Here is a 12,533-nt window from a genome sequence, read left to right as displayed (position 1 = left end):
GACGGCGTCGGCGAGTTCGACCCCGGCTTCTTCGGTATCAACCCGCGCGAGGCCCTCGCCATGGACCCGCAGCAGCGCCTGCTGCTGGAGACCACGTGGGAGGCCTTCGAGCGCGCCGGCATCGCCCCCGACGCGGCGCGTGGCACCCGGACCGGCGTCTTCGCCGGCACCAACAGCCAGGACTACGCGAGCCTGCTGATGGCCAGCCCGCAGGGCACCGACGGCTACCTGGCCACCAGCAACGCGGCCAGCGTGGTCTCCGGGCGTCTGGCCTACAGCTTCGGGCTCGAGGGCCCGGCGGTGACGGTGGACACCGCGTGCTCCTCCTCGTTGGTCGCCCTGCACCTCGCCGTGCAGTCGCTGCGCAGCGGTGAGTGCTCGATGGCGCTGGCCGGCGGTGTGGTCGTGATGTCCACCCCGGGCACCTTCGTGGAGTTCAGCCGCCAGCGGGCGCTGGCCTCGGACGGCCGCTGCAAGGCCTTCGCCGCCGCCGCCGACGGCACCGGCTGGGGCGAGGGCGCCGGTGTGCTGCTGCTGGAGCGCCTGTCGGACGCCGAGCGCAACGGGCACCAGGTGCTCGCGGTGATCCGTGGCAGCGCGATCAACCAGGACGGTGCGAGCAACGGCCTCACCGCGCCCAACGGCCCGGCCCAGCAGCGCGTCATCCGGCAGGCCCTGGCCGACGCCGGGCTGACCGCCGCCGAGGTCGACGCCGTCGAGGCGCACGGCACCGGCACCACCCTCGGCGACCCGATCGAGGCCCAGGCGCTGCTCGCCACCTACGGCCAGGAGCACACCGAAGAGCCGCTCTGGCTCGGCTCGTTGAAGTCGAACATCGGCCACACCCAGGCCGCCTCCGGCGTCGGCGGTGTGATCAAGATGGTCATGGCGATCCGCAACGGGGTGCTGCCCAAGACCCTGCACGTGGACGAGCCCACTCCGCACGTCGACTGGGCCTCGGGCGCGGTCGAGCTGCTGACCGAGGCCCGGGACTGGCCGGAGCGCGGCCGTCCGCGTCGCGCGGCCGTCTCCTCCTTCGGCATGAGCGGCACCAACGCCCACACCATCATCGAGCAGGCGCCCGCGGCCTCCCCGGTCGCCCGGGAGATCGCCGACGGGACCGCGGGCCCGCTGCCCTGGGTGCTCTCCGGGCACACCGAGGCCGCGCTGCGCGACCAGGCCCGCCGCCTGGCGGCGCACCTCACGCAGAGCGCGGCCGCCGGGGAGTCCCTTGACCCGGCCGCGGTCGCCAGCACGCTGGCGACGGCCCGTTCGGTGTTCGAGCACCGCGCGGTGGTCGTCGGCGCGCAGGAGGGGGACCTGTTCGCCGGTCTCGCCGCGCTCGCCGACGGTGAGCAGGTGGCTCAGCTGGTCCAGGGCACGGCCCGGACGGCCGGTGGGCCGGTATTCGTCTTCCCGGGTCAGGGTTCGCAGTGGCTGGGCATGGCCCGGGAGCTGCTGGCGGACGAGCCGGTGTTCCGGGCTCGGATGGAGGAGTGCGCGAGCGCTCTTGCGCCGCACGTCGACTGGGACCTGCTGGACGTCGTCGCGGGTGAGGACGGCGGGTGGATGGAGCGGGTGGACGTGGTCCAGCCGGTGCTGTTCGCCGTGATGGTCTCGCTCGCCGAGCTGTGGCGTTCGTACGGCGTGGAGCCGTCGGCGGTGGTGGGGCACTCGCAGGGCGAGATCGCCGCCGCTGCCGTCTCCGGCGCGCTCTCCCTGGAGGACGCGGCGCTGGTGGTGGCGCTGCGCAGCCAGGCGATCACCGAGCTCTCCGGGCTGGGCGGGATGGTGTCCGTTCCGCTGCCCGTGGAGAGTGTCCGCGATCTCCTGGAGGGCCGCGAGGGAATCTCGATCGCGGCCGTCAACGGCCCCGGCTCGGTGGTGGTTTCCGGCGATGCCGGCGCCCTGGACGAGCTGATGGAGCACTGCGCCGCGCAGGAGGTCCGGGCGCGTCGGATCGCGGTGGACTACGCCTCGCACTCGGCGCACGTCGAGCGCATCGAGGCCCGCCTGGCCGAGCTGCTGGCCCCGGTCACGCCCCGGGTGCCGGAGATCCCGTTCCACTCCACCGTCACCGGTGAACTGATCGACTCGGCGGCGTTGGACGCCGGCTACTGGTACCGCAACCTCCGTCAGACGGTCGAGTTCGCCAACACGGTGGAGTCCCTCCTCGCCTCGGGTCACTCGCAGTTCGTCGAGGTGAGCGCCCACCCGGTGCTGACCGTCGGCATCCAGGAGGCCATCGACGCCGCCAACGCCGAGGCGAGCGTCCAGGGAACCCTGCGCCGTGACCAGGGCGGCCGGGAGCGTTTCCTGACCGCCCTCGCCGAGGCCTGGTCCAACGGCGCGACCGTCGACTGGGCCGCCCAGTTCGAGGACACCGCAAGCCGCGTCGACCTGCCCACCTACCCCTTCCAGCGGCAGCGCTTCTGGCCGAAGCCGTCCGGCTCCTGGATCGGCGACGCGACCGCGATGGGCCTGGAGTCCGCCGACCACCCGCTGCTCGGTGCGGCCGTGGCGCTCGCCGAGGGCGAGGGCCTGGTGCTGACCGGCCGGCTGTCGGTGCAGAGCCACCCGTGGCTGGCCGACCACGCCGTCGGCGGCGCGGTGATCCTGCCCGGGACGGCGTTCGTCGAGCTGGTGTTCCGCGCGGGCGACGAGGTCGACTGCGACCGGATCGAGGACCTGACGCTGGAGGCGCCGCTGGTGCTGCCGGAGCGCGGCTCGGTGGCCGTCCAGGTGTGGGTGGGTGCCGCCGACGGTTCGGGCGCCCGCCCGGTGTCGGTGCACTCCCGTCCGCAGGACGCCGCCGCCGACGAGCCGTGGCTGCGGCACGCGACCGGTCTGGTCGCCTCCGGTGACCAGGCGCAGGCCCCGGCCGGGATCGAGACCGTCTGGCCGCCGGAGGGTGCCGTCGAGCTGCCGGTCGAGGGCTTCTACGAGCGGCTGGCCGCCGCCGGCTACGGCTACGGCCCGGCCTTCCAGGGGCTGCGGGCCGCCTGGCGGCTCGGGGACGAGGTCCTCGCCGAGGTCGAACTGCCGCAGGAGGTCCAGTCGGAGGCCGGCCGGTACGGCCTGCACCCGGCGCTGCTCGACGCGGCGCTGCACACGGTGGGGCTGGGCGAGCTGCTCGCGGACACCGGCCGGGCACGTCTGCCGTTCTCCTGGTCGGGTGTCGGTCTGTCGGCCGTCGGTGCCGCCCGGGTGCGGGTGCGCCTCGCGGCCGCCGGACCGGACGCGGTGACGCTGCTGGCCGTCGACGAGACCGGTGCGCCGGTCGTGGCGATCGACTCGCTGGTGCTGCGCGAGGTCTCCGCCGATGGCGTGGCCGCCGGTCAGGGTGCCCCGCGTGACGCGCTGTTCCGCCTGGACTGGACGCTGCTCGGGTCGGAGCCGGTCGACGGCGCCGCCGTGAGCCGTGCGCTGGTCGCTTCGGACGCGGCCGGGCTGCCGTCCGTCCTGCGCGACCTGGCCGGCTCCGCGCGGATCTTCGCCGGTCTGCCGGAGCTGGCCGGGGCGCAGGACGTCCCCGAACTGGTGTTCCTGCCGCTCGGCCGGGCCGCCGGTGTGACCGGTGACGGGTCGGGCGCGTTCCCGGCCGCCGAGGCCGCGCACGCGGCCGTGCTGGGGGCGCTGGCCGCCGCCCAGGCCTGGCTGGCCGAGGACCGGTTCGCCGAGTCCCGGCTGGTGTTCGTGACCAGTGGTGCCGTCGCCACCGCCACCGGCGAGGACGTCACCGACCTGGCGTACGCCCCGGTGTGGGGCCTGATCCGCTCCGCGCAGTCGGAGAACCCGGGCCGCTTCGTCCTGCTCGACCTCGGCCTCGATGCCGAGGCGGCGGACGCGAACGGCGCCGCCGCGGCCGTGCTCGCCGCGCTCGCCACCGACGAGCCGCAGCTGGCCGTGCGGGCCGGTGCGGTCCGCGCGCCCCGGCTGGCCCGTCCGGGCTCCGCGGGTCGGCTCGTTCCCCCGGTGGGGCACCCGGCCTGGCGGCTGGACGTCACGGCCGAGGGGACCCTGGAGAACCTCGTCCTGGCGCCCTGCCCGGAGGAGTTCCGCCCGCTCGGCGCCCGGGAGGTGCGGGTCGCGCTGCGCGCCTCCGGCCTCAACTTCCGTGACGTCGTGCTCGCCCTGGGCATGGTCCCCGACCAGCAGGTCATGGGGAACGAGGGCGCGGGTGTCGTCCTGGAGGTCGGCGCCGAGGTGACAGACCTGGCCCCGGGCGACCGGGTGATGGGTCTGTTCTCCGGCTCGTTCGCGCCGTACTCGGTGGTCGACCACCGCCTGCTGGCCCGGATCCCGGAGGGCTGGACCTTCGTTCAGGCCGCCTCCGTGCCGGTGGTGTTCCTGACCGCCTACTACGGCCTGGTGGACGTGGGCGGTCTGCGGGCGGGTGAGCGGGTGCTGGTGCACGCCGCCGCCGGTGGTGTCGGGATGGCCGCGGTGCAGCTGGCCCGGCACCTGGGTGCCGAGGTGTTCGGTACGGCGAGCCCCGGCAAGTGGGAGACCCTGCGGGCCTCGGGACTGGACGACGCGCACATCGCCAACTCCCGCACCCTCGACTTCGAGGGCGCGTTCCTGGCGGCCACCGACGGCGCCGGCATGGACGTCGTGCTGGACTCCCTGTCGGGCGAGTTCGTCGACGCCTCGCTGCGGCTGCTGCCGCGCGGCGGGCGCTTCCTGGAGATGGGCAAGACCGACAAGCGGGACCCGCAGGTGGTCGCGGCCGACCACGAGGGCGTGCGCTACCAGGCGTTCGACCTGGTCGAGGCCGGTCGGGACCGGATCCGCGAGATGCTGCGGGAGATCGTCGCCCTGTTCGAGCGCGGTGAGCTGCGGCTGCTGCCGATCGCGACCTGGGACGTCCGGCAGGCGCCGGAGGCGTTCCGCTTCCTCAGCCAGGCCCGGCACACCGGCAAGCTGGTGCTGACCATGCCGCCGCTCCCGGACCGGGACGGCACCGTCCTGATCACCGGCGGCACCGGCACCCTCGGCGGGCTGCTGGCCCGCCACCTGGTGACCCGGTACGGCATCCGGCACCTGGTGCTCACCGGCCGTCGGGCCGCCGAGTCCGAGGCCGGGCGTGAACTCGCCCGCGAGCTGGGCGAGTCGGGAGCCGAGGTCACCCTGGCGTCCTGTGATGTCGCCGACCGGGCCGCGCTGGCCGCGGTGCTGGCCGCCGTCCCGGCGGCGCACCCGCTGACCGCCGTGGTGCACACCGCCGGCGTCCTGGACGACGGCGTGGTGTCGGCGCTCACCCCCGAGCGCGTCACGGAGGTGCTCCGGCCCAAGGTGGACGGTGCGCTCAACCTGCACGAGCTCACCGCCGGCAGCGACCTCGCCGCCTTCGTGCTCTTCTCCGCCGCCGCCGGCACCTTCGGCGGCGCCGGACAGGGCAACTACGCGGCGGCCAACGTGCTGCTCGACGCGCTGGCCCATCACCGCCGCGCGCTGGGCCTGCCCGCCCACGCCCTGACCTGGGGCTTCTGGGCCGAGCGCAGCGGCATGACCGGCCACCTGGACGAGGCCGACGTGACGCGCATGTCGCGCTCGGGCATGCGGGCGCTGTCCTCCGAGGACGGCCTCGCCCTGTTCGACGCGGCGCTGGGCACCGACGAGGCCCAGCTGATGCCCGCCAGGCTCGACCTCGCCACCATCCGCCAGCAGGTCGGCGCGGGCACCGTGCCGCCGCTGCTGCGCGCGCTGGTCCGGCCGAAGAGCCGCCGTACCGCGGCCGCCGTCAGCGCCGGCGAGGCCAAGTCCGGCCTGGCCCGCAAGCTGTCCGGGCTCGCCACCGCCGAGCAGCTGCGGCTGCTGACCGACCTGGTCCGCGGCCACGCGGCCACCGCGCTCGGGCACGCCACCGCCGAACAGGTGGACGCGGACCGGGCGTTCAAGGAGCTCGGCTTCGACTCGCTGACCGCGGTCGAGCTGCGCAACCGTCTCAACGCGGTCACCGGCCTGCGGCTGCCGGCCACCCTGGTCTTCGACCACCCGAGCCCGGCGGCGCTGGCCGAGTACCTGCGGGCCGAACTCGCGGGCGAGGAGCCCGCGGTGCAGGCGCCGCTGCCCGTCCCGGCCGCCGCCGACGACGACCCGGTCGTCATCGTGGCGATGAGCTGCCGCTTCCCCGGCGGGGTGCGCAGCCCGGAGCAGCTGTGGCAGCTGGTCGCGGAGGGCGGCGACGCCATCAGCCCGTTCCCGGCCGACCGCGGTTGGGACACCGAGGCCCTGTACGACCAGGACCGGACCAAGAGCGGCACCAGCTACGTCCGCGAGGGCGGGTTCCTGCTCGGCGCGGGCGAGTTCGACGCGGGCTTCTTCGGGATCTCGCCGCGCGAGGCGCTCGCCATGGACCCGCAGCAGCGGCTGCTGCTGGAGGCCTCGTGGGAGGCGTTCGAGCGGGCCGGGATCGATCCGGGCGCGCTGCGCGGCAGTTCGACCGGCGTGTTCGTCGGGGCGGCCTACCAGGGCTACACCAACATCCTGGCCGGCTCCGCGCTGGAGGGTCACCTGCTCACCGGTGCCTCGACCAGCGTGGTGTCCGGGCGCGTCGCCTACACCTTCGGCCTTGAAGGCCCGGCGGTGACCGTCGACACCGCGTGCTCGTCCTCGCTGGTGGCCCTGCACCTGGCCGCCCAGGCGCTGCGCAACGGCGAGTGCTCGCTGGCCCTGGCCGGCGGCGCCACCGTGATGGCCACCCCCGGCCTGTTCGTCGAGTTCAGCCGTCAGCAGGGCCTCGCGCCCGACGGCCGCTGCAAGCCCTTCGCGGCCTGCGCCGACGGCACCGGTTGGGCGGAGGGCGCGGGCCTGCTCCTGCTGGAGCGGCTGTCCGACGCCCGCCGCAACGGGCACCCGGTTCTCGCGGTGGTGCGCGGCAGCGCGATCAACCAGGACGGTGCCAGCAACGGGCTCACCGCCCCCAACGGCCCGGCCCAGCAGCGCGTCATCCGCCAGGCCCTGGCGGCCGCCCGGCTGACCGCCGACGAGGTGGACGCCGTCGAGGCGCACGGCACCGGCACGGTGCTCGGCGACCCGATCGAGGCCCAGGCCCTGCTGGCCACCTACGGCCGGGGCCGCGACGACGACCAGCCGCTGTGGCTGGGGTCGTTGAAGTCCAACATCGGCCACGCCCAGGCGGCGGCCGGTGTCGGCGGCGTGATCAAGATGGTCATGGCGATGCGGCACGGGGTGCTGCCCAAGACCCTCCACGTGGACGAGCCGTCGCCCGAGGTCGACTGGTCGGCCGGAGCGATCGAGCTGCTGACCGAGGCCCGGCCCTGGCCGGAGACCGGGCGTCCGCGCCGTGCGGCCGTCTCCTCCTTCGGCGTCAGCGGCACCAACGCCCACACCGTCCTGGAGCAGGCCCCGGCCGAGCCGGCCGCGCCCGCGGCCCAGCCGGCCACCCCGGCCGGCGCCGAACCGCGGACGCTGCTGTGGCCGCTGTCGGCCCGCAGTGAGCAGAGCCTGCGCGACCAGGCCGCCCGTCTCCAGCGGCACCTCGCCGACCACGGCGACACCGCCGCGTCCGTCGGCTACGCGCTGGCGACCACCCGGGCCGCCCACGAGCACCGGGCCGTGCTGGTCGGCGCCGACGCCGCCGAACTGCGCGACGGGCTGGCGGCGCTGGCCGAGGGCCGTACCGCGCCCAACCTGGTGCGCGGCCGCGCCCGGGGCGGCAGGTCCGCCGTGCTCTTCACGGGGCAGGGCAGCCAGCGTCCTGGCATGGGCCGGGAGCTGTACGAGGCGTACCCGGTGTTCGCCGAGGCCTTCGACGCGGTCTGCGCGCGGGTCGAACTGCCGCTGCGCGAAGCCGTGTTCGGTGAGGACGCCGCGGTTCTCGCCCGGACGGAGTTCACCCAGGTGGCGCTGTTCGCGGTCGAGGTGGCGCTGTTCCGGCTGTACGAGAGCTGGGGGGTCCGTCCGGACGTCCTGGCCGGTCACTCGATCGGCGAGCTGGTGGCCGCGCACGTCTCCGGGGTGTTGTCGCTGGACGACGCGGTGGCCCTGGTGGCGGCGCGTGGTCGGCTGATGCAGGCGCTGCCGGAGGGCGGCGCGATGGTGGCGGTGAAGGCCGCCGAGGCGGACGTCCTGCCTCTGCTGACCGCTCAGGTGAGCATCGCGGCCGTCAACGGTCCGACCTCCGTGGTGGTTTCGGGCGAGGAGTCCGAAGTCCTCGCGATCGCCGGGAAGTTCGAGAAGACCAAGCGACTGAGCGTCTCGCACGCCTTCCACTCCCCGCTGATGGACGGCATGCTGGCGGAGTTCCGTGCCGTCGCCGAGGGCCTGACCTACGCGGCGCCGCAGATCGCCGTGGTCTCCAACGTCACCGGTGAACTGGCCACCGCCGAGGAGCTGTGCTCGCCCGAGTACTGGGTGCGCCACGTCCGCGAGGCCGTCCGCTTCCTCGACGGGATGCGCACCCTGGAGGCCCAGGGCGTCACCACGTACCTGGAGCTGGGCCCCGACGGCGTCCTCACCGCGATGGCGCAGGAGTGCCTGGGCGAGTCCACCCGGGCCCGGTTCACCACCGCGCTGCGCGCCGGCCGTCCGGAGGCGCGGACCGTCGCCACCGCCCTGGCCGCCGCGCACACGGGCGGCGTCCGGCCCGACTGGGAGGCGGTCTTCGCCGGCACCGGCGCCCACCGGGTCGCCCTGCCGACGTACGCCTTCCAGCCGGACGCCTACTGGCCGGAGCCGCTCCCGGCGGCCCCGCAGGCGGGCACCGAGCGCGCCGAACTCTCCGGAGCCGAGAGCGAGTTCTGGTCAGCCGTGGAGCGCGAGGACGTGGCGGCGCTGGCCGCGACGCTCGCGGTCGACGGCACCGGGCCGCAGGACGACCTGCTGCCCCTGCTGCCGCTGCTGTCCTCCTGGCGCCGCCGCAACCGCGACGACCGCACGGTGGACGGCTGGCGCTACCGCGTCACCTGGCAGCCGACGGCCGCCGCGACGGCAGCCGCGACGCTGTCCGGCACCTGGGTACTGGTGCCCGGCGACGCCGCCCCAGACCTGGTCGAGGCGGCCGAGCGGGCGCTGACCGCCCACGGCGCCGCGGTGCACCGACTGGAGCCGGGCACCCGGTCGCGGGAGGAGGCGGCCGCCCTGGTGGCGCAGCTGCCGTCCGCCCCTGCCGGTGTGCTGGCGCTCGCGCCGAGCGCGGAGTCGGCGCTGGTCCTGATCCAGGCGCTCGCCGACGCCGAGCTCACCGCCCCGCTGTGGCTCGCCACCTCGGGCGCGGTCTCGGTCGGCCGCGCCGACCGGCTGCGCGACGCGGCGCAGGCCCAGGTCTGGGGCCTCGGCCGGGTGGCGGCGCTGGAGCACCCCGCGCTCTGGGGCGGTCTGCTCGACCTGCCCGAGGTGCTGGACGAGCGGGCGCAGGGCCGGCTGGCCGCCGTCCTGGCCGCTCCGGCCGACGAGGACCAGCTGGCGGTGCGCGCCTCGGGCGTGTTCGTGCGCCGGCTCGTCCGGGCCGAGCGCGCCGAGGGCGCGGGCTGGAACCCGCGCGGCACCGTCCTGGTCACCGGCGGCACCGGCGCCCTGGGCGCCCGGGTCGCCCGCTGGCTGGCCGAGCACGGCGCCGAGCACCTGGTGCTGACCAGCCGTCGCGGCCCGGACGCCCCGGGGGCGGCCGAACTGCGCGCGGAGCTGGAGGGCCTCGGCGCCCGGGTGACGGTCGCCGCCTGCGACGTCGCCGACCGTACGGCCGTCGAGGCACTGCTCGCCGAGCACCCCGTCGACGCGGTCGTGCACACCGCGGGCGTCGGCCAGACCACCCCGCTGGCCGCCACCGGCCTCGCGGAGTTCTCCGCGGTGGTGGCCGCCAAGGTGGCCGGTGCGGCGCACCTGGACGAGCTGCTCGGCGACACCGAACTGGACGCCTTCGTCCTGTTCTCCTCGATCGCCGGCACCTGGGGCAGCGCGGGCCAGTGCGCCTACGCGGCGGGCAACGCCTACCTGGACGCCCTGGCCGAGCAGCGGCGTGCCCGCGGCCTGGCCGCCACGGCCGTCGCCTGGGGCCCCTGGGCCGACGGCGGCATGGCCGACGGCGAGGCGGGCGAGCAGCTGCGCCGCCGCGGCCTGGCGCCGATCGCGCCCGACCTGGCGATCGCCGCGCTGGCCGGTGCGGTCGGCTCGGACGAGCCGGCGCTCACCGTGGCCGACGTCGACTGGGCGCGCTTCGCGCCGGCCTTCGCCGCCACCCGTCCGCGCCCACTGCTTGACCGGATCGCCGAGGCGGGCGAGGCGCTGGCCGCCGGCTCCCGTCCGGCCGCCACCGACGCCGCGGGCACCCTGCGCACCCACCTGCTCGGCCTCGCCGAGGGTGAGCGCCGCCAGTACCTGCTGGACCTGGTGCGGACCGAGGCCGCCGCCGTCCTCGGCCACGCCTCGGCCACCCGGGTCGAGGAGGACCGGGCGTTCAAGGAGCTGGGCTTCGACTCGCTGACCGCGGTCGAGCTGCGCAACCGGCTCACCGAGACCAGCGGCCTGCGGCTGCCCGCGACCCTGGTCTTCGACCACCCGACGCCGCTCGCCCTGGCCGAGCACCTGCGGACCGAACTCGTCGGCGCCGAGCCGCGGTCGGCCCTGCCCGCCGTCCGTCCGGCCGCCGGCGACGGCGCCGGGACGCAGGACGACCCGATCGCGATCGTCGCGATGGCCTGCCGCTACCCGGGCGGTGTCCGCACCCCCGAGGAGCTGTGGCAGCTGGTGCTCTCCGGCACCGACGCGGTCGGCGAGATGCCGACCGACCGCGGCTGGGACCTGGACGCCCTGTACCACCCGGACCCGGAGCACCCGGGCACCTCCTACGCCCGCCACGGCGGCTTCGTCCACGACGCGGACCGCTTCGACCCGGCGTTCTTCGGCATCTCGCCGCGCGAGGCGGTGGCGATGGACCCGCAGCAGCGCCTGCTGCTGGAGACCTCCTGGGAGGCCTTCGAGCGGGCCGGCATCGACCCGGCCACGCTGAAGGGCAGCCAGGCGGGCGTGTTCGTCGGCTCCAACGGCCAGGACTACGCGACCCTGCTGCTCGGCGCGCCGCAGGAGGCCGACGGCTTCCTCGGCACCGGCAACGCGGCCGCCGTGGTCTCGGGCCGGCTGGCGTACACCTTCGGGCTCGAGGGCCCGGCGGTGACGGTGGACACCGCCTGCTCCTCCTCGCTGGTCGCCCTGCACCTCGCCGTGCAGGCGCTGCGCAGCGGCGAGTGCGCGCTGGCCCTGGCCGGCGGTGTCACCGTGATGTCGCTGCCGGGGGCCTTCCTGGAGTTCAGCCGCCAGCGCGGCCTCGCCGCCGACGGCCGCTGCAAGTCCTTCGCGGGCGCCGCGGACGGTACGGGCTGGGGCGAGGGCGCCGGTGTGCTGCTGCTGGAGCGGCTGTCGGACGCCGAGCGCCTCGGGCACCCCGTGCTGGCCGTGGTGCGCGGCAGCGCGATCAACCAGGACGGTGCCAGCAACGGCCTGACCGCCCCGAACGGCCCCGCGCAGCAGCGGGTGATCCGCGCGGCGCTGGCCAGTGCCGGACTGTCGGCCGGCGAGGTCGACGCGGTCGAGGCGCACGGCACCGGCACGGTGCTCGGCGATCCGATCGAGGCCCAGGCCCTGCTCGCCACCTACGGGCAGGAGCGCGGCGGGGACCCGCTGTGGCTCGGCTCGCTGAAGTCCAACATCGGCCACACCCAGGCGGCGGCCGGTGTCGGCGGTGTGATCAAGATGGTGATGGCGATCCGGGAGGGCGTGCTGCCGCGCACCCTGCACGTCGACGAGCCCACCCCGCACGTCGACTGGTCGGCGGGCGCCGTCGAGCTGCTCACGGAGTCGCGGAACTGGCCGCAGACCGGCGCCCCGCGCCGCGCGGGCGTCTCCTCCTTCGGGTTCAGCGGCACCAACGCCCACGTCATCCTGGAAGGCGTCCAGCCGGTGGCCGAAGCCGGGCAGGACCGGGCCGCCGTCGAGCCGCCGGTCCTGCCGGTGGTGCTGTCCGCCCGGTCCGAGTCGGCCCTGCGCCGGCAGGCCGGCCGCCTGCAGTCCCACCTGGCCGGCCACCCGGAGGTCACGCTGCTCGACGCCGCGTACTCGCTGGCGACCGGGCGCGCCGCCCACGAGTACCGCGCGGTGCTCAGCGGTGCGGACCGCGCGGCGGTGCTGCGCGGGCTCGGAGAACTCGCCGAGGGCGGCTCCCTGCCGGGCCTCACCCGGGGCGAGGCCGGCGGGAAGTCGGCGTTCCTCTTCACCGGGCAGGGCAGCCAGCGTCCGGGCATGGGGCGTGAGCTGTACGAGGCCTGTCCGGTGTTCGCGGACGCCTTCGACGCGGTCTGCGCTCGGGTCGAACTTCCCCTGCGTGACGCCGTGTTCGGCGAGGACGCTTCGGTTCTCGCCCGGACGGAGTTCACCCAGGTCGCGCTGTTCGCGGTCGAGGTGGCGCTGTTCCGGCTCTTCGAGAGCTGGGGGGTCCGTCCGGACTTCCTGGTGGGCCACTCGATCGGTGAGCTGGTGGCCGCGCACGTCGCGGGTGTCCTGTCGCTGGACGACGC

Annotated in this window: 1 protein-coding gene; it reads left to right on the top strand. The window is 75.7% G+C overall.

The window, feature by feature from the left end; genetic code table 11:
- The coding region (locus ACWDBB_RS35535; RefSeq protein ID WP_449793538.1) for a type I polyketide synthase at window positions 1–12,533 on the top strand (12,533 nt) is incomplete at both ends.

It is taken from the genome of Kitasatospora sp. NPDC001095 (assembly GCF_053598615.1).
The sequence above is the reverse complement of the archived record's forward strand: the minus strand, read 5'-3'. Positions and strand labels throughout refer to the sequence as shown.